This window comes from Streptomyces sp. NPDC058295 (genome assembly GCF_042880655.1).
Taxonomy (GTDB): Bacteria; Actinomycetota; Actinomycetes; order Streptomycetales; family Streptomycetaceae; genus Streptomyces; species Streptomyces coriariae.
Genome location: NZ_JBHVYO010000004.1, coordinates 82,780 through 100,626 on the forward strand (window position 1 = coordinate 82,780; position 17,847 = coordinate 100,626).

Consider the following 17,847-nt stretch of genomic DNA (forward strand, 5'->3'; position numbering starts at 1 on the left):
CCCAGGGACGGCAGCCGGTCGGTCGTAGCGGTGGGACGGTCCGGCCGGGTGACGAGCACCGGCTGCGCCCCGTCCAGCCGGACGAACGCGGCGCGGCACAGTTCTTCGCCCGGCGCGTGGCAACCACGCCCCGCTCACAACCGCGGGTCCACCGGCTCCGACTCCAGGGCCAGCACGCCGAAGACCGCCTCGTGGACGCGCCACAGGGGCTCGCCCTCGGCGAGGCGGGCCAGGGCCTCCAGGCCGAGGGCGTACTCGCGGATCGCCAACGACCGCTTGTGGTTGAGGAAGCGCCCGCGCAGTCGGGTGAGGTTGTCGGGACGGGTGTACTCCGGGCCGTAGATGATCCGGAGGTACTCGCGGCCCCGGCACTTGATGCCGGGCTGGACCAGTCGGCCCTCGCCGCCGCGGACCAGGGCCCCCAGCGGCTTGACGACCATGCCCTCGCCGCCTCGGCCCGTCATCTCCAGCCACCAGTCGACACCGGCCCGGACCGACTCGGGGTCGGCCGTGTCGACGTACAGGCGCCGGGTCGTCTGGAGCAGACCCGTGTTGTCGTGTTCCACCAGCCGGTCGAGGAGCGACAGCTGCACGTCGTGGGGCAGGTCGGCGAGGCTGCGGCCCTGGACCGCGAGGATCTGGAACGGGGCCAGCCGTACGCCCTCCAAGCCGTCCGTCGTCCAGCAGTAGCGTCGGTACGCCTCGGTGAACGCGGCCGCGTCCGAGGCGCGTTCACGCTGGCGGGAGAGGAGGTCTCCGACGTCGACACCGCGTGCCGCCGCGCCTTCCAGGGCGGACAGGGTGCCCGGGAAGACCGCGCGGGACGCGGCGCCCACGGCCGCGTACTGCGAGCGGAGCAGCCCCGAGGCCTTCAGCGACCAGGGCATCAGCTCGGCGTCCAGCAGCAGCCAGTCCACCGTGCCGGAGGCGCTGTCGGGTGCGGCCAGCTCCGACCAGAGGCCCGCCTCGTCCACCGCCGTCCGTATCCGGCCGAGGATCTCCTCCGTCACGCTCTCGTCGTCGAAGAACGGCCGGCCCGTGCGGGTGTAGAGGGATCCGGTGGGGCCGTCCACGCCGAAACGCTTGCGCGCTGTTTCCGCGTCCCGGCACACCAGCGCCACCGCCCTCGAGCCCATGTGCTTCTCCTCGCACACGACCCGCGCGACACCGTCCTGCGCGTACTGCGCGAACGCCTCCGCCGGGTGCTCCAGGTAGCCCTCGACGTGCGAGGTGGCCGTGGGGGCCATCGTCGGCGGCAGGTACGGCAGCAGCCGCGGGTCCACCGCGAAGCGGCTCATGACCTCCAGGGCCGCGGCCGCGTTCTCCTCGCGGATCGAGACACGGTTCTGACCCTCGTAACGGGTTTCGACAATGCGTCGGCCGTGCACGTCCGCCAGGTCCAGCGGGCGGCCGTCGTGCCCGCCGGGCGCCTCGGAGCGCAGCGGCTTCGTCGGCTCGTACCAGACCTGCTCCGCCGGTACGTCGACCAGCTCGCGCTCCGGCCAGCGCAGCGCGGTCAGCTTGCCGCCGAACACGGCGCCGGTGTCCAGGCAGATGGTGTTGTTCAGCCAGGTGGCCTCCGGGACGGGCGTGTGGCCGTAGACCACCGCCGCGCGGCCCCGGTAGTCCTCCGCCCACGGGTAGCGCACCGGCAGGCCGAACTCGTCGGTCTCGCCGGTGGTGTCGCCGTACAGCGCGTGCGAGCGGACGCGCCCGGAGGTGCGGCCGTGGTACTTCTCCGGCAGACCGGCGTGGCAGACCACGAGCCTGCCGCCGTCGAGGACGTAGTGGCTGACGAGGCCGTCGATGAACTCCCGTACCTCGGTGCGGAACTCCTCGCTCTCGCTCTCCATCTGCTCGATGGTCTCGGCCAGACCGTGGGTGTGCTGGACCTTGCGGCCGCGCAGGTGACGGCCGTACTTGTTCTCGTGGTTGCCGGGCACGCAGAGGGCGTTGCCCGACCCGACCATCGCCATCACGCGACGCAGCACGCCGGGGCTGTCCGGGCCCCGGTCGACCAGGTCGCCGACGAACACGGCCTGCCGGCCCTCCGGGTGGACGCCGTCCACATAGCCCAACTTGCCCAGGAGACATTCGAGTTCGAAGGCGCAGCCGTGGACGTCGCCGATGATGTCGAACGGGCCGGTGAGGTGGGTCAGGTCGTTGTAGCGCTTCTCGGTGACGACCGAGGCGTTCTCGACGTCCTCGACGCCCCGCAGGACGTGTACCTTGCGGAAGCCCTCGCGCTCCAGGTGGCGCAGCGAGCGGCGGAGTTCGCGGGTGTGGCGCTGGATGACCCGGCGGGGCATGTCGGCGCGGTCGGTGCGGGCCGCGTTGCGTTCGGCGCACACCTCCTCCGGGACGTCCAGCACGATGGCGATGGGCAGCACGTCGTACTGCTTCGCCAGTTCGATCAGCTGACGGCGGGCGTCCTGCTGCACGCTGGTGGCGTCGACCACCGTGCGGCGGCCGGCCGCGAGCCGCTTGCCCGCGATGTAGTGCAGGACGTCGAAGGCGTCCCGTGTCGCGCTCTGGTCGTTCTCGTCGTCGGAGACCAGACCTCGGCAGAAGTCGGAGGAGATGACCTCGGTGGGCTTGAAGTTGCGGTGGGCGAAGGTGGACTTGCCGGAGCCGGACGCACCGATCAGCACGACCAGGGAGAGGTCGGTGACGGGCAGTACACGGCCCTGCTTCGTGGAAACCTGAGTCTCGGTCATGCTGCCTTCGCCTCCTTCTCGTGCACGCTGCTCATGGTGAAAACGGCCATCTGGGTGGGCGGGCCGACCTCCGGGTCGTCCAGGCCGACCGGGACGAACTCGACGCCGTAGCCGTGTCGTTCGGCGACGGCGGCCGCCCAGCCGCGGAACTCCGCACGGGTCCACTCGAAGCGGTGGTCGCCGTGCCGGACGTGTCCTGCCGGAAGGCTCTCCCAGCGGACGTTGTACTCGACGTTCGGGGTGGTCACCAGGACCGTGCGCGGGCGGGCCGCACCGAACACCGCGTACTCCAGGGCGGGCAGCCTGGGCAGGTCGAGGTGCTCGATCACCTCGCTGAGCACGGCGGCGTCGTAGCCCTTGAGGCGGGTGTCGGTGTAGGCGAGCGAGCTCTGGAGGAGCTGGACACGGGAGGCCTGCCGCTCGCCCATGCGGTCCAGCTTGAGCCGCCGGGAGGCGATGGTGAGCGCGCGCATCGACACGTCGACACCGACGATCTCGGTGAAGCGCGGGTCCTTCAGCAGCGCCTGCACCAACTGGCCCTGTCCACAGCCGAGGTCGAGGACCCGGGCGGCCCCGGACGCCGTCAGCGCCGTGACGATGGCCTCGCGGCGCAGCACGGCCAGCGGGGTCGGACGCTCCTCCGTCTCGGCCTCCGCCTCGACCGCGTTGTCGATCTCCTCGACCTCGCTGTCGTCGGCCTCGGCGAGCCGGACCAGCTCCAGCCGTTCCATCGCCTGGCGGGTCAGCGACCAGCGGCGGGAGAGGTAACGGCTGGTGATCAGTTTCTGCTGGGGGTGATCCGACAGCCAGCCCTCACCGGCGCGCAGCAGCTTGTCGACCTCGTCGGAGGAGACCCAGTAGTGCTTGGCGTCGTCGAGGACGGGCAGCAGGACGTACAGGTGACGCAGGGCCTCGGCGACGGTGAGCGTCTCCGCCTCCAGGACCAGGCTCACATACCGCGAGTCTCCCCACTCCTCGAACTCCGTGTCGAGGGCCACCGGTTCGGCGCTCACGGCCCAGCCGAGCGGCTCGAAGAGACCACGCACGAGGTCGACGCCGCCACGGGCGGGCAGTGCGGGTACCTCGATACGCAACGGCCTTTTCTGCGACGGGAGTTCGGGCTTCGCCGTGCACACACCGCGCATCGCGCTGGAGAACACGCCGCTCAGGGCGACCGCGAGCAGCGAGGAGGCCGCGTAGGGGCGGTCGTTGACGTACTGGGCGAGGGCCGCGTCCGGAGCACCGCCCCGGCCCTTGCCCTTGCCGCGCCGGACCAGCGCCACGGCGTCCACCTCCAGCAGCAGCGCCGCCGTGCAGCGCTCGGCATCGGCCTCGGGATAGAGGACGTGGGCCTTGCCGTAGGAGGTGGAGAACGCCTGCGCCTTGTCGGGATGCTTGTGCAGCAGGAAGCCCAGATCGGTGGCGGGACGTTCAGGGGTGCCGGTAGTGCTGATCGTCAGGAACACGTGGGTGCCTCGGTGGGTTCGGAAGAAGGAGCGAAAGCGCTGATCCCGCGCTCACGCACCCCTACAACGTACAGAGAACGCTTCCGCGCCACTCGCGATTTTCCCGGCCGACCGTCGGCCGTCCGCGCTGGTCAGGCACCGGGCGCCGGGGGCGGAGGCGGAGGTGGGCCGTCCCGAAGCGCTACTCCGGGGTGCTTCGCCACGGGCTGACGCCCAGCTTTCCGGTGGTGCCGAGGTCCAGGTGGGGGGTCACCATCACCGGCTCGGCGTCGGACTTGGCTCGTACCCGGACGTACGGGACGTCGACGGCGGTGCCGAAGCCGGTGGTGTTGCGCCACATCAGACCGGCGTTCGCCCGTTCTCCGGGCTTCAGGGTGACCGGCCGGGGCGGGTCGTCGAACCCGGTGACGGTGGAGATGCCGCCGCTGCCCTCGAAGATCTTGACGCCGTCGATCGGCTCGTGGTCCTCGTCCAGGAGGGTCACCTGGGGGTAGCCGTCCACCGTGTAGTCCCGATCGCCGCAGTTCTCCAGGATGAGTCCCACGACGCGCAGCCCCATCGCGGCGTCGCCGTCGTCGGCGGAGACGCGGATCCCGGAGGGCGGGCAGCCCCCGGCCTCGCTCGGCGCCTCGTCCGCCGGGACCTTGGTCACCTCGCCGACCTTCACCGTCGTCACCGCCGACGCTCCCGGCACGAGCGCCCCCGGTCGTACGGTGCCCCGTACCGTCCGGCCTGCCCCCACCGAGCGCACGGTCACCCGCTCGTTGCCCATGACCTCGCCCGCGCTCGTCGTGAAGTCGAAACGGACGGTGTACGTCAGCGCTTCGGTACCGGAGTTGGTGACCTCGTACGCGGCCGAGACGCCGGAATCGGCGGCGAGTCCGGTCGGGAGGCGTTCGGCCTTGACGAGGCCGCCGTCGGATGCGCTGGGGCTCGCGAAGGCGGCGGGGAGGGTCACCGAGGTGATCCGGACCCCGTCCACGGCGGGCTGGGTGACCTGTGTCCGCGGCGTCGAGCCGCTCGCGCCGACGCCGCCGTTCCGGGTGCCGGCCTGTTCCGATCCGCACCCGGTGAGGAGCAGCAGGGCGGCCAGGGCCGGGAGGAGCGGGAGGGGTCTGCGCATCCGGCCACCTCATCAGGGCCGGACCATGCCGACCGTGACGGAAGCCACACCTCCGGTCACAGCCGTGTCACAGATGATCGGCGACGCGTCCCGGCCGTCCGGATAATGGAGACAACGAAGACAACGATGTCCAAGCCGGGCCGGGCGCGCCGCCGTTCACGTCCTCGATCGCCGTACTAGGTCAGCTGCGCCTGCACCTGCGCGGAGATCAGCTCCAGGTGGTCCAGGTCGTGCAGGTCGAGGACCTGGAGGTAGAACCGCCGGGAGCCGGCCTCGGCATAACGGCCGATCTTGTCGACGACCTCGGCCGGAGAACCGGCCAGGCCGTTGGCCTTCAGCTCGTCGACCTCGCGGCCGATCGCGGCGGCACGACGGGCGAGCTCCTGGTCGTCCTTGCCCACGCAGACGACGAGGGCGTTGGAGAAGGTGATCGCGTCGGCCGCGCGGCCCGCCTCCTGCGCCGCGGCCCGCACCCGGCCGAACTGGCGCTCACTGTCCTCGATCGAGCCGAACGGCATGTTGAACTCGTCGGCGAACCGGGCGGCCAGCCGCGGCGTGCGGGTCGCGCCGGTGCCGCCGATCAGCACCGGGATCTTCGCCTGCGCGGGCTTGGGCAGCGCGGGCGAGTCGGTCAGGTCGTAGTACGTGCCGTGGAAGTCGTACGTCTTGCCGAGCTCCGTCGCCCACAGGCCCGTGACGATCTCCAGCTGCTCCTCCAGCCGGCCGATCTTCTCCTTCGGGAAGGGGATCCCGTACGCCGTGTGCTCCTCCTCGAACCAGCCCGCGCCCAGGCCCAGTTCGACCCGCCCGCCGGACATCTGGTCCACCTGCGCGACCTGGATGGCGAGGACACCCGGCAGCCGGAACGTGCCGGCGGTCATCAGCGTGCCGAGGCGGATGCGCTTGGTCTCGCGGGCGAGTCCGGCGAGGGTGATCCAGGCGTCCGTGGGGCCCGGGAGGCCGCTCACGTCGCCCATCTTCAGATAGTGGTCGGACCGGAAAAAGGCGTCGAACCCGAGGTCCTCGGTGGCCTTCGCCACGGCGAGGAGGGTGTCGTAGGTCGCCCCCTGCTGGGGCTCGGTGAAGATACGCAGATCCATACCTCCATCCTGCACTCCGGCTTCCCCGTCAACGCCACCGGTCCCGTCTCCCCCGGCCGTCCCCGGCCGGGTGAACATCGCCCGTGCCGTGCGTGGGGGGTTGCCCGGGCCAGTGACCCGCCCCTCCGGTGATCGTTGGGCGGGCGGAGCCGGACCGGCCGGCGCCCGTGCCGGGCTGGTCAGCGCCGGGACGCCACCCGCAACGGCCCTCCTCACGGGGGGCCAGGGCCGAGGAGGCCGTTATGTCCGAAGAGAGCGTGCCGCAGCAGGGCGGGGCCCCCGCCGCAGCCCAGCCGAAGGGGTTGTTGCAGCAGATGGAGGAGCTGATGGCGGCCCTGAACGCGGATCTTTCCGCGCTGGATGCGGATTTCCAGTCGACCGGGGGTGTGCGGCGGGGGCCGAGAGAAGAAGGTGGCACGGCGGGCTGAGCCTCCGCCCCAGTCTCTCCCCCCTCCCCCCCACCCACCCTCCCGCCCCTCCTCCGCTTCTGCCGCTTCACCGGCCGCCGGGCGCCCAGCGCGGGACGTCGAACGCCGGACGTCGAACCCCGAACGCCGGACGCCGGACAGGGCGGCTTTCCTCACCTCTCCGGCAACGCGCCCTCTCTCTCCTCCCGTTCCTCTCTCGCCGCCAGCTTGCGCAGCATCTCCAGGACCCGGTCCCTGGACTCGTCCGCCGCGTCGATGGCCTCCATGCACTTCCAGTACGTGCCCTGGTCGTCCGCCGAGCTCGCAAGGCCGACCAGGGCTATGCCGACCTCGCCCAGCAGGCCGCTCAGGTCGAGCAGCGCCCGGCGGGCGTCGTCCAGTTCGGTGAGCCGGGCGGCGAGCAGGTCCCCGGGATCGAGGTCCGGCGCGCCCAGCACACCGCAGCCTCTGCCCGCCAGCTCGGTCAGTCCCAGTGCCTCACCGCGCAGTTCGGGCGGGCCCGAGACGGCGAGGCGACTGCCGATCGCCTGCGCCAGGGCCTGCGCCTGCCACACCTCCTCGAGGATCCTTGCTCCCTCGCCGCTGCCCGCGAGCGCGCGCCTGCTCGTCAGGATGAGCCGCACCGCGTCCATGCGCTGCCCCCGTCTGCCCGACGTGCTGCCCGCACGTCCGCCCGAACACCCGTGTCCACCAGTCCACTACCCAGAGTGAGGGTCTGTGGGGCGAAAAGCCAGAGGAAGACCGAAATCTGTGGACAACAAATCGATTTCGGTCCGCCCACTGACTGCGGAGAGTGAAAACGGACTGTTCGGCTCCCTCCGGAAGCCGCCCCGGCGCCGCTATGTCACTGCCGGGTCACCGCTGGGCCGTCTCCGGGCCTCTGCCGGGCCACTGCCGTCCCGCCCCGGGCCGCCCCGGGCCGCCGCTACGGCGCCGGGAACCTGTGCTCGTTGCGGTCGATCTTCGCGTTCAGCGCCGCCAGCGGATCGACACCGAGCACTTCGCAGAGCTGGAGCAGGTAGGCGAGCACGTCGGCGACCTCGTCCGTCACCCGGTGAGCGGTCTCCGGGTCCTCCATCACGTCCGCCGACTCCTCCGGCGTCAACCACTGGAAGATCTCGACCAGTTCTGACGCCTCCACACTGAGCGCGGCGACGAGGTTCTTGGGGGTGTGGAAGGGCTGCCAGTTCCGCGCGGCCGCGAACTCGGCGAGTCTGCGCTGGAGCTTCGCCACGTCGAGGTGTTGTTCTGTCACGGACCCAGGTGTACCACCGTCACTCCCTCGGTCCGGGCGGCCCCGTACCCGTCGCCGACCGCGCCGACGCAGCGGATGTGCCCGCGCTCGGCCATCCGCACCGCCAGCCGCAGCAGTTCGGCGCGCTGTCGGACGTCGAGACCACGGTCGAGACCGTCCGCGAGCAGGGTGAGGGTCTGCATCGCGGCGGGCACCTCGCCGACCGGGTCCACATCGAGGACGCCCGGTCCGGTGAGCAGCACCAGCGCGAGGGCGACGTAGCGCAGTTCGCCGTACCCCAGCCGGGCGAGCTCCGTGCGGCTGCCGTCGGCGCGGTGGAGCAGTGCGCGGACCGTCCCGTCGGTCAGCGGTTCGGCGCGCAGGTCCACGACCGGTCCCGTGGACCCGGCGGACAGCGCGGCCACCAGTTGCGCGTGCCGCCGTCCGCACTCCTCGCGGGTGCGCCAGAGCACGTCGGCGAGGTTGTCGCAGCCGGCGAGCAGTCGGCCGGAGCCGGTGGGGACGGGGACGCCCATCCAGTCGGGTTGTGGATCGCAGGCGAAGACGGACCGCAGGGCGACGACCATCTGTTCCGCGGCGGCGAGCACCTGCCGCTGTCCGTCGGTCTTGCCGGCCACGCGCAGCGGCAGCAGTGCGGTGCCGAGCCGGTCGTCGGGCAGGGGGGCGCGGGTCACCGGTGCGGAGCCACCGGTGTGCCAGGCCGCCTGGACCGCGCGGCGCCCGGGATCGCGCAGCGCCGTCTCCAGCAGCACGACGCCCGCCGCGCTCAGCCGCTCCCCCACGATGCGCAGTTCGGGTTCGGCCTGCACGGCGACATCGAGCAGAACCGGGCCGCCGGGTCCGTCGGCCGTGCATCCGATACGGAACCCCCGACGACGCTGGGCATCGGGTTGCGCCCCCTGCGGCACACACGCGGCCGGATCGGCGAACACCTCGCCCAGCGCGGCCCCGCCCCCCAGCCTGGCCAGCGCCTCGTAGGCCCGCAGCGCACTGCTCTTGCCACTCCCGCTGGCCCCGGCGAACAACGTGACCGGCCCCAGTGGAAACCGGGCCCGACGATGCCCCGCGAAGGCGGAGAGCCGCAACTCGGTGACACAGGGCCGGACGTACCGCACCTGGGCGGACGCCGTACGGAGACCCGGCGCGGGAGACGGACCATGTCGCTCCGCCACGGACGGCGCCTGCGCGGGCACGGTACGGGAGACGTCCCCGGACGGCGGCTGGTCGGACACCGGTTGAGGTAAGGCCGAGTGAGGTAAGGGCGTGGAGGAAGCGGTGGAGGAGCCGACGGAAGCGACGAAGCCGGAGGACGCGGAGGAGCCGGAGGACGCGGAGGAGCCGGAGGACGCGGAGGAGCCGGAGGACGCGGAGGAGCCGGAGGACGCGGAGGAGCCGGAGGAGGAGGCAAACGGCGAGGACATATCCGGACCGTAGGACTCCGCCACCAGACGAACCGTTCCGCCCCGCAGAGCTTCCTACGATCGAGCGACCCGCCAATCACTCCGAGCTGCCGACCACGCCAACCACCCCGACCTGCCGACCACCCCGACCCGGCGATCTTGAGGGCCCGGCGATCTTGAAGACCCGGAAAGCCTGGAGGCCCTCGATGATCGGGTACGACTCCGACGATCGTCGCGAGGAAGACAGCGGCGGGGGCGACGCGGGTGGCGAGTCGGCGCGCCCGGGTGTCGCCGAGCGCCGCGCTGGGTGCGGGCGCTCGACACCCGAGGGCCGCTCAGACTCCGGGGACCCCCGCCCCCTCCATGATCCCGCTGACCTCGGTGCCCGGCGGGGTCAGCAGGAAGACGTTGCGGTCGACCCGGTGCATGCCGCTGGCCAGGCCGAAGACGACTCCCGTGGAGAAGTCCAGGACACGCTTGGCGGTGTCGGTCTCCGCGCCCGTCAGGTCGAGCAGCACCGGGATGCCCGCCATCAGCGTCTCGGCGACCTCGCGGGCGTCCGCGAAGACGTTGACCCGCAGCACGACGAAACGGCGCCGGGTCTCCGTCTCCGCGTCGGGGAGCGAACGGTGGCTCACCGCCGACGGCCACGCGTCCCGGCCCCGCAGCGGAACAACCTGAGCGAGCCCTTCCCACTGTTCATCGGTGACGTCGTAACGGTTCACCGGCACCCCCCGAACTGACTCGCCTTCAATGCCTGCACCAGCCATTCTTACGCCAAGTCACCCGTTCAGCCCAACAGCGACACGGTCCGCCACCTCCTCCGAGTGCCCCGCAGCGGCTTCCCCACGTGGCCGCACCGGAATCCTCACGTCCAGGCGCACCCCGCTCACCAGCCCCGATAACGTTGCGAAACGCCTTGCTCGGCAGAAACAGCGCTGGTAACACTCGCGAAACGGGGATCCTGCGACATCCGCCGGACAGGAGCGAGCGGCGCGCGGTATGTGCACGCGAGCATTCTGACAGCGGCGGTGCCGGCGCTGTCAGTGCTGTCGGCATCGCTGTTCGTGCGGCGCTTGGTCCGACCGGAACCGGTCCACCCCGGTCGGTCCTCTTCGTGGCGATGTGACCCCACGGCCGCTACAGCCTGTTGATGACACCGGCTCGGCTTACTGCCACGTTCACCGCGCTCCCGTCGGAGCAGGACCGTGCCTGCCTGCCGCGCCCCGGCCCGCCGACGGGAGCGCACCGGCGGCCGGTGCGGTCGGCCGACCGGACCGGCCGACCTGGATTCCCGCGTCGGGTCCCCGCGTCGGATCCCGGCGGCCACAACTGATAGTCGGCCCGCCGCTCATGAGGGATCACTGACGTCGCGTCAGGCAATATTCACTGGTGGTACCTCAGGCGACCGTGCGCGTGAAGCGGAGCGTGGTGGTGATCGTTGTCAGGCCGCCCATCATGCCGAGCTGGTTCATGGTGATCCCGAACTCGTTCCGGTCCACGGTGAATGTGGCGTCCAGGGTGACCGCGTCGGCGTCCGCCTGGCTCAGGCGGGCGTTGAAGTTCTGCGGCCGGCTGATGCCGTGCACCGTCAGCTGGCCGGACACCTTCACGGCCCCGTCGGCGCCGAGTTCGGCGGCGCGCACCGCGAAGGTGATCTCGGGGTACTTCTCGACGTCGAAGAAGTCCGCGCTGCGCAGGTGCGTGTCCCGCTTGGCGTTCTTGGTGTCGATGGAGGCCGCGTCCAGGACCAGGGTGCCGGTGACGGTTCCGTCGGCGGCCACCTCACCCCCGCCGCTGACGATGCCGAAGGCGCCCTTGGCGGCGACCAGGCCCCACATCGCCTTGTGCTTCAGGGCGACGGTGGAGGCGCCCCTGTCGAGCTGCCACTGTCCGGTTTCCACGGCGACGGTCATGACCGTTCTCCTTGATAATCCAAATTTGGATGAAGCTGGGACGACCCACGCTAGCCGGTAATCCAAACCTGAACAACCTGGTCGTGCAAATTTGGACCACAGATACACTCGTAGCTATGGCAGATCCCGCTGAGCACCCCACCAACCTGCCCTCATGCCCGTCCGAGCAGGGCCCCGGTCTGCTGCCGGCCGAACTGCGCGGCTGGATGCTCCTGCTGGCCGCGACCGGGGCGGTCGAGCAACGGCTGCGCTCGGTGGTCAAGGAGCGGCTCGACGTATCGCACGACGAGTTCCTGGTCCTGTGTCTGCTGGCGGAGCAGCCCCGGGAGGGCCTCCGCATGACCCGCATCGCGGAGTTGCTGGGGCGGCCCAAGACGCGGCTGACCTATCAGATCGCCTGCCTTCAGCACGCCGGCCTCGTGACCCGCAAGTCGGTCTGCGGCGACAAGCGCGGCGTTGAGGTGGCCCTCACCGACAAGGCCCGGGGCATGCTCCGGGAGGCGTCCGGTGCCCTGGCCGAAACGGTGACGGGGGCGCTGGCCCATGTCATGGGCCCGGAGCAGTGCGCCGCGATGAGCGGACTGATACCGAAGACTGCAGCTGCCACCGCCACCGCTACCGCCACTGCCACGGCTCCGGAGCCGGCGCCAGAGGGAGAGGGACAGGGAGAGGGAGAGGAAGAGGGAGAGCCGAAACCGGCTCCGGCGGCGGAGCCGGAGCCGGAGCACTCCACCGTCTCCGACTGAAGTCCGGACGCCGGACGCCCCGCCGGCGGGGTTCCGAGGAACACCACGGCAGGGCGGGGCGAGCGGGCAGCAGGGCAGCGGGGCGAGTCGTCCTACCGGGAAGCGTCGGAGTACTTCTCCGCGGACGCGGCCTCCTCCGACCCCGTCGGCTCCTCCGCCCTCTCCGACCCCTCCGACCCGTCCGCCCCGTCCGCGTCCCCTGCGGCCTTACGGCCGGGCAGGACCGCGAAGACGATCAGCGTGCCGACGGCCATGATGATCCCGCCGACCATGCTGGTCTGGGCGACTCCGTGCGCGAAGGCCTCGTGCACCGCCTCGACCAGGGCCTGCGCCTGCTGCGCCCCGCCGGCGGGGTCCTTCGCGACCTGCTCGGCGACCGCCAGGCCACCGCCCACCGAGTCCTTGGCGGTCTCCAGCGCGGCGGCCGGAAGGTTGCCGCCGACCAGGTCGGTCAGCTCGTCGCGGTACGCGGTGCCGAGGAGTGAGCCGAGGATCGCGATGCCGAGCGAACCGCCCAGCTCCAGCGCGGTGTCGTTGGCGCCGCCGCCGACACCCAGCTCGTTCTCCGGGAACGACCCCATGATCGTGTCGGTGGCCGGGGACACGCTCAGGCCGATCGCGAAGCCGAGCATCATCATCGGCGCGAGGAAGTCCGTGTACGTCGAACCCGTGTCGACCCGGGTGAGCAGGAAGACGCCCGCCGTGCCGATCACCATGCCGGACACGACCATCGCCCGCACGCCCAGCTTCGGGGTCAGCTGCCCGGTCACCGCGGCGCCGACGAAGACCGCACCGGCCAGCGGCAGCAGCCGTACACCGGTCTCCAGCGCGTCGTAGTTCAGCACGAACTGGAGGAACTGGGTGGAGTAGTAGATCGCGCCGAAGGTGCCGAAGAAGAAGAACAGCACCGCCAGCATCGAGCCGCTGAAGGGCCGCAGCCGGAACTTGCGGACGTCCAGCATCGGGTGCGGATGACGCAGCTCCCAGGCCACGAACCCCGCCAGACCGACCCCGGCGACCACGGCCGCGGCGATCGGGCCGGTGCCCCAGCCGAAGTGCGGGCCCTCGATGGTCGCGTACACCAGCGAGCCGACGGAGACGATCGACAGCAGTCCACCGACGTAGTCGATCCGGCCCATGCCCGCCGCCTTGGACGGCGGGACCAGTGCGAGCGCGCCGACGACGGCGATGACCGCGATGGGGACGTTGATCAGGAAGGTCGAGCCCCACGCATGGTCCTTGAGCAGCCAGCCCGCGACCAGCGGACCGACGGCGATGGCCAGCCCCGAGGTGGCCGTCCAGGCCGTGATGGCCTTGGCCCGCTCGCGCCGCGGGAAGATCGCGACCAGCAGCGACAGCGTGGCCGGCATGACGACCGCGGCACCGACACCCATGATCGCGCGGGCCGTGATGACCAACTCGGTCCGGTCCACCAGGCTGCCCATCACCGAACCGCCCGCGAAGACCAACAGCCCGGTGACGAGCGCGCCACGACGGCTGTACTTGTCGCCGATCGAACCCAGCACGAGCATCAACGCCGCATACGGGACCGTGTAGCCGTCGATGACCCACTGGAGGTCACTGCTGCTCAGGCCCAGGTCCGTGGTCATGTCCGGCGCGGCCACGATCAGCGAGGTGTTCGCCATGACCACGATCAACAGGCTCAGGCAGAGCACGATCAGCGCCGACCAGCGCTTGGCGTACGGCCCGGTCATCTTCTCGACGGGTGTGTTGACGGGGAAGGGCATGGGGGGCTCCTAAGAGGACGAGTTAATTGCCCGCTGATGTGCAGACTAGTTTATTGCTCACTGGTGTGCAAATATTCCGATGACCACTGCTCCGAGGCACGAGCCCTGAGCCCTTGAACCCTTCAGCCCCTGAGCCCTTGAGCCCCTGAGCCCCTGAGCCGCGAGCCCGAGCCCCGAGGAGGCGAAGTGACCGGCCCACCGCCCCGGGCGAACCGCAGCACCACACCTCCACACGCGCCACCCCCGATCCGCCCGCCCCCCATTGCCCGCGCCCGGGAGACGGCCGGCGGAACCGAGCCGCGCCCCGATGCCACCGGCCTCACCGAGATCACCGGCCTCACCGGGGTCGCCGGGGTCGCCGGGATCGCCGGGATCGCCGGGATCGCCGGGATCGCCGACGCCACGAGTGCCCTGGCCCGCTCGGTCCTCACCTTGTGCACGGTGGAGGACCGGTTTCGCACGCTCGTCGGGCTCGCTCATCCGGGCTCGTCCACCGTGCTCGTCCACCGTGCTCGTTCACCGTGCTCGGTCACCGGGTTCGCTCATCGGGCTCGCTCATCGGGCTCAGGACCTCGACGCCGACCGGCTCGGCGAACTCCTCACCGCCGCCCGGGACATGACCGTCCCGTACCGGCGTCGAAGGCGACACCAAGGTCTCGACCGTCCGTCGCCTGCGGCCCGCCCGGCAGGCGAAGCCGCCTTCCACGAAGGAGAGTTGATGTACCAGTCCACGTACGAGACCGGCGCGTCCCACGACACGACCGAAGCACCCCGCACCCGACGCAGGTGGTGGCCGGCCGCCACCACCGTCGCCCTCGCCGCCCTGCTCACGCTGACCCTGGTCCCCGTCGCGGTCGACCGGCTGGTGACGGCACGGGTGGAATCGCGAACGGCGGAGGCGTTCCAGGAGGGCATGAACACCCCGGCCAGGCCCGAGGTCCACGTGCGCGGGTTCCCCGTCCTGACGCAGGTGGCCTCCGGCACCCTGAGGCGGGTGGACATCACCGCCCACGACATCCCCGCCGACGGGTCGGCCCGCCCGCTGCCGCTGTCCGAACTCGACCTACGGCTGGACGGCCTGACCAGGTCCGACGACGGCAGCGAGGCGCGGGCCCGTTCGGCGGAGGCGACCGCCCGTCTGTCCTACCCGGACGTGTCCGAGGCCCTCGGTCTGGAGGTGTCGCAGGGCAACGGGCGGGGCCGGATCAGGGCGGACATCCTGCTGCCCCTCGGCGGAGGACGGGTCACTGTGACGACGACCGTCTCGGCGGCGTCCGGCAACCGGATCGCGTTCGCCGACTTCCAGGTCGAGGGCGGCGCGCTGCCCTCGGCGGCGGAAGCACTGCTCGACCAGGTCTTCGACCAACCGATCCAGCTGCGGAACATCCCCGACGGCCTGAACCTGCGCTCCGTGACCACCACCGCCACCGGCCTCGACGCCCGGTTCACGGGAAGGTCGGTCACCTTCCGACCGGACGAAGCACCGTCGGACCAGGACCAGGACCAGGACCTGTGAGCGCAGAACGGAGATGCGGGGGAACTGAGGAACCAGGGACCGAGCCAGGGAACCAAGGAATTAGCGAATGAGGAGCTGAGTAACTGCGGAACCGCGCAACTGGGGCACCATGGTGATCCGGACGCCTCAGGCCCCCGGCTCAGCACCCGCTACCGCCGCCGCTGCCTCTGCCGCCGACACGACCTCGCCGACCACGGCCCGGGCCCGTTCCTCCGGCACCCCCGCCGCGACGAGCGTCACGACGGCCGTCCGGGTCCCGTCGTCCTCCAGCGCCCCGGTGTTGACCTCCTCCAGCAGCGCGACCTGCATCGCCTCGAGCCCCGCGCTCAGCACGGCGGGCGGCAGCTGCGTGTGGAAGACACCGTCGCGCTGCCCGCGCGTCAGGATGGCGGTGACCTCGTCGCGGGCGGGGGCGAGGATCTCGGCGACGCGCTCGTCGCCCAGGTCACGCCGGGCCAGCGCCAGGAGCAGCCGGTAGCGGTCGCCCACCGGCCAGATCGTGTGCACGAAGTGCGCGAGCGCCCGCTCGGCCGGCTCCTGCGGGGCCGTCGCGACCGCCAGCGCGCCGCACAGCGCCTCGGACGCCTCCTCCGCGAGCGCCTCCAACAACGCCGCCCGCCCGGGAAAGTGGCCGAAGAGCGTCCGTCGTACGACGCCGGAGGCCCGCGCGATCTCTTCCAGGGTGACGTCCGGGTTCCGGCCGAGCTCCTGCCGGGCCGTGGCCAGAATGCGCGCCCGGTTGGACCGCGAATTACGCCGCTGCGGCTCGCGGGCCACGGAGTGGGTCACGGGAAACCTCGGGTGGTTCGGTACGGACGAACGGACGAACGGACGACGGGCGCCCATTGTGGCCGATCTCCGCCGCGGGGGCGACTCGACTGCGACACTCGTCTACCCCTGCTGTTCCCGAGCCGCGCCCCGGCTGCTCCCCAGCCACGCCCCGGCCGCTCCCCGGCCGCTCCGCGAAACGAGGGCAGCGTCCCACCCAGAGCAGCGTCAGGCCCACGACACCGTCACGCCGACGGACGGCATCGCAGCGACAACGGCTCCAGCACCAGCACCAGCACCGACGACACCCTCACGCCGACACCCCCGTCAGACCGAGGCGGTCGGTTCCCCGTGTCCCTGCCACGGCCGGGCCAGCCCGACGAGGGCGAGGCCGGCCCCCGCGGCCGCGACCAGCATGATGAGGGCCATCGGCAGGGAGCTGTCCTCCCCGAACAGCCCCACCAGCGGTGAGGCGACCGCTCCGAAGAGGAACTGGAGGCCGCCCAGCAGCGCGGACGCCGCTCCCGGCGCCATCCGGCCCACCGCCTGTCCGATGCTCATGCCGCCCGGAAAGACCAGCCCGATACCGCTCGCGGTGACGAACAGCGTGACCCACGTGCCCACGAGGCTCTCCCCCACGGACAGGACGAGCAGGACCTGCGCCAGCGCGCCCGCCAGCACCAGGCCGACACCGGCCGTGAGCAGGGTGTTCAGCCGCACGCCCCGCCCGGCGAGCCGGGAGAAGACCGTGCCGGCGAGCAGCATGCCGACCGCGTTGGTGGCGAAGATGAGGGAGTACGTCGTCGAGGAGACGCCGTGGAGGTTCTCGAAGACGAAGCTGGAACCGCTGATGTAGGTGAACAGGGCCGCCGCGACGAAGGCGACGACCAGGACGTATCCCATGAACGCCCGGCGGCCGAGCAGCGTTCCCATGGCACGGAACGTGTTCACGAAGCCGCCGCTCTGACGCCGCTCGGGCGGCAGGGACTCCGGCACCCGGCGCATCACGGCGAGCAGCAGCAGTCCGCCCAGCACGGCCAGCACGGCGAACACCGCACGCCAGGTGGAGACGCTCAGGATCACCCCGCCGAGCACCGGCGCGGCGATCGGCGCCACGCCCATGACCTGGGAGAGCACCGCGAAGTGGCGCGGCAGATCGGCGCCGTGGAAGCGGTCGGTGAGCACAGCCCTGGCGAGCACCATGCCCGCCGCGCCGGCCACGCCCTGGAGGAAGCGGGCGCCGGTCAGCAGACCGACGTTCGGGGCGACGGCGCACAGCAGGGAGAAGAGGACGAACCCGGCCGACCCGGATATCAGCAGCCGGCGCCGCCCGAGCCCGTCGCTGAGCGGCCCGATCAGCAACTGCCCGACGACCAGCCCGGCCAGGAACGCGGTCATCGTCAGCTGCACGGCCGAGCTGCTCGCCCCGAGCGTGTCCCCCATGGCCGGGAAGCCGGGAACGTACATGTCGGTCGCGAGCGGGGCGACCGCCGTCAGGGCCCCGAGGACGGCGACCAGGGCGACGGCCGAACGTTCCTTGGGGCCGGGGGAGGGAACATCGGCGGTCGGCAGAGCGGCGGCACGGGAGGATGACGGAGGTACCATGAGAATAAAGATAACCAATAGTTCACTAGCTAACAAATAGCGTCAGGTCAGAAGGCGAG

At 71.4% G+C, this 17,847-nt stretch carries 15 protein-coding genes and 1 pseudogene; 4 read left to right on the forward strand and 12 right to left on the reverse strand.

The annotated features are described in order from the left end of the window. Positions 1 to 134: 134 nt before the first annotated feature. The 4 genes from ACFVYS_RS05855 to ACFVYS_RS05870 form a co-directional block, all read right to left on the reverse strand. Positions 135 to 2,717, reverse strand: a complete 2,583-nt coding sequence (locus tag ACFVYS_RS05855) for a polynucleotide kinase-phosphatase (RefSeq protein ID WP_389499233.1) — start codon at positions 2,715 to 2,717, stop codon at positions 135 to 137. Further along, positions 2,714 to 4,183 carry a 3' terminal RNA ribose 2'-O-methyltransferase Hen1 gene (locus tag ACFVYS_RS05860; RefSeq protein ID WP_389499235.1) on the reverse strand — a complete coding sequence of 490 codons (1,470 nt, stop codon included), beginning with the start codon at positions 4,181 to 4,183 and terminating at the stop codon, positions 2,714 to 2,716. The genes ACFVYS_RS05855 and ACFVYS_RS05860 overlap by 4 nt, the downstream gene beginning before the upstream one ends. 181 nt (positions 4,184 to 4,364) lie before the next feature. Beyond that, positions 4,365 to 5,306: a DUF4232 domain-containing protein gene (locus ACFVYS_RS05865; RefSeq protein ID WP_389499237.1), complete on the reverse strand. Its 942-nt coding sequence runs from the start codon at positions 5,304 to 5,306 to the stop codon at positions 4,365 to 4,367. Positions 5,307 to 5,482: 176 nt separating this feature from the next. Next, complete coding sequence (locus tag ACFVYS_RS05870) at positions 5,483 to 6,406, reverse strand: LLM class F420-dependent oxidoreductase (protein WP_389499238.1); 924 nt, start codon at positions 6,404 to 6,406, stop codon at positions 5,483 to 5,485. A gap of 242 nt (positions 6,407 to 6,648) precedes the next feature. Between ACFVYS_RS05870 and ACFVYS_RS05875 the strand changes: the two genes are divergently transcribed. Continuing rightward, a complete protein-coding gene (locus ACFVYS_RS05875; RefSeq protein WP_389499240.1) occupies positions 6,649 to 6,834 on the forward strand; it encodes a hypothetical protein in 186 nt (61 codons plus the stop codon). A gap of 152 nt (positions 6,835 to 6,986) precedes the next feature. Here the strand turns inward: ACFVYS_RS05875 and ACFVYS_RS05880 are convergent, their stop codons facing one another. The 3 genes from ACFVYS_RS05880 to ACFVYS_RS05890 form a co-directional block, all read right to left on the reverse strand. Further along, positions 6,987 to 7,466 carry a DUF6099 family protein gene (locus ACFVYS_RS05880; protein WP_389499241.1) on the reverse strand — a complete coding sequence of 160 codons (480 nt, stop codon included), beginning with the start codon at positions 7,464 to 7,466 and terminating at the stop codon, positions 6,987 to 6,989. A gap of 293 nt (positions 7,467 to 7,759) precedes the next feature. Beyond that, positions 7,760 to 8,089 (reverse strand): nucleotide pyrophosphohydrolase, encoded by a 330-nt coding sequence (locus ACFVYS_RS05885; protein ID WP_389499242.1) that lies wholly within the window; start codon positions 8,087 to 8,089, stop codon positions 7,760 to 7,762. Further along, entirely contained in the window at positions 8,086 to 9,204 is a 1,119-nt protein-coding gene (locus tag ACFVYS_RS05890; protein WP_389499503.1) for an ATP-binding protein, read from the reverse strand. Before ACFVYS_RS05890 ends, ACFVYS_RS05885 begins: the two co-directional genes overlap by 4 nt. Before the next feature lie 148 nt (positions 9,205 to 9,352). Here ACFVYS_RS05890 and ACFVYS_RS05895 point away from each other — a divergent pair, with 148 nt between their 5' ends. Beyond that, positions 9,353 to 9,523, forward strand: a complete 171-nt coding sequence (locus ACFVYS_RS05895; RefSeq protein WP_389499244.1) for a hypothetical protein — start codon at positions 9,353 to 9,355, stop codon at positions 9,521 to 9,523. 301 nt (positions 9,524 to 9,824) lie between these two features. Here ACFVYS_RS05895 and ACFVYS_RS05900 read toward each other — a convergent pair whose 3' ends face one another. Beyond that, positions 9,825 to 10,214, reverse strand: a complete 390-nt coding sequence (locus ACFVYS_RS05900) for a cell division protein SepF (RefSeq protein WP_028806047.1) — start codon at positions 10,212 to 10,214, stop codon at positions 9,825 to 9,827. A 675-nt stretch (positions 10,215 to 10,889) separates the two neighbouring features. Continuing rightward, a complete protein-coding gene (locus ACFVYS_RS05905; protein ID WP_389499246.1) occupies positions 10,890 to 11,405 on the reverse strand; it encodes a YceI family protein in 516 nt (171 codons plus the stop codon). A 116-nt stretch (positions 11,406 to 11,521) separates the two neighbouring features. Between ACFVYS_RS05905 and ACFVYS_RS05910 the strand changes: the two are divergent. Then, positions 11,522 to 12,004: pseudogene (locus ACFVYS_RS05910) on the forward strand (MarR family winged helix-turn-helix transcriptional regulator); the annotation flags it as partial. A gap of 239 nt (positions 12,005 to 12,243) precedes the next feature. Here ACFVYS_RS05910 and ACFVYS_RS05915 read toward each other — a convergent pair. Next, positions 12,244 to 13,899, reverse strand: a complete 1,656-nt coding sequence (locus tag ACFVYS_RS05915) for an MFS transporter (protein WP_389499248.1) — start codon at positions 13,897 to 13,899, stop codon at positions 12,244 to 12,246. Positions 13,900 to 14,617: 718 nt separating this feature from the next. Between ACFVYS_RS05915 and ACFVYS_RS05920 the strand changes: the two genes are divergently transcribed. Beyond that, positions 14,618 to 15,415, forward strand: coding sequence for a DUF2993 domain-containing protein (locus tag ACFVYS_RS05920; RefSeq protein ID WP_389499250.1), 798 nt, complete (start codon positions 14,618 to 14,620; stop codon positions 15,413 to 15,415). Between the two features lie 126 nt (positions 15,416 to 15,541). Here the strand turns inward: ACFVYS_RS05920 and ACFVYS_RS05925 are convergent, their stop codons facing one another. Both ACFVYS_RS05925 and ACFVYS_RS05930 read right to left on the reverse strand, forming a co-directional pair. Then, positions 15,542 to 16,204, reverse strand: a complete 663-nt coding sequence (locus tag ACFVYS_RS05925) for a TetR/AcrR family transcriptional regulator (RefSeq protein ID WP_389499252.1) — start codon at positions 16,202 to 16,204, stop codon at positions 15,542 to 15,544. A 306-nt stretch (positions 16,205 to 16,510) separates the two neighbouring features. After that, positions 16,511 to 17,788, reverse strand: a complete 1,278-nt coding sequence (locus ACFVYS_RS05930) for a multidrug effflux MFS transporter (protein ID WP_389499254.1) — start codon at positions 17,786 to 17,788, stop codon at positions 16,511 to 16,513. Positions 17,789 to 17,847: the final 59 nt, after the last annotated feature.

Coding starts and splice junctions, on each gene's coding strand:
- ACFVYS_RS05870 (WP_389499238.1), bottom strand. CDS start 6,406: ATGGATCTGCGTATCTTCACCGAGCCCCAGCAGGGGGCGACCTACGAC.
- ACFVYS_RS05920 (WP_389499250.1), top strand. CDS start 14,618: ATGTACCAGTCCACGTACGAGACCGGCGCGTCCCACGACACGACCGAA.
- ACFVYS_RS05930 (WP_389499254.1), bottom strand. CDS start 17,788: ATGGTACCTCCGTCATCCTCCCGTGCCGCCGCTCTGCCGACCGCCGAT.
- ACFVYS_RS05880 (WP_389499241.1), bottom strand. CDS start 7,466: ATGGACGCGGTGCGGCTCATCCTGACGAGCAGGCGCGCGCTCGCGGGC.
- ACFVYS_RS05915 (WP_389499248.1), bottom strand. CDS start 13,899: ATGCCCTTCCCCGTCAACACACCCGTCGAGAAGATGACCGGGCCGTAC.
- ACFVYS_RS05865 (WP_389499237.1), bottom strand. CDS start 5,306: ATGCGCAGACCCCTCCCGCTCCTCCCGGCCCTGGCCGCCCTGCTGCTC.
- ACFVYS_RS05855 (WP_389499233.1), bottom strand. CDS start 2,717: ATGACCGAGACTCAGGTTTCCACGAAGCAGGGCCGTGTACTGCCCGTC.
- ACFVYS_RS05905 (WP_389499246.1), bottom strand. CDS start 11,405: ATGACCGTCGCCGTGGAAACCGGACAGTGGCAGCTCGACAGGGGCGCC.
- ACFVYS_RS05875 (WP_389499240.1), top strand. CDS start 6,649: ATGTCCGAAGAGAGCGTGCCGCAGCAGGGCGGGGCCCCCGCCGCAGCC.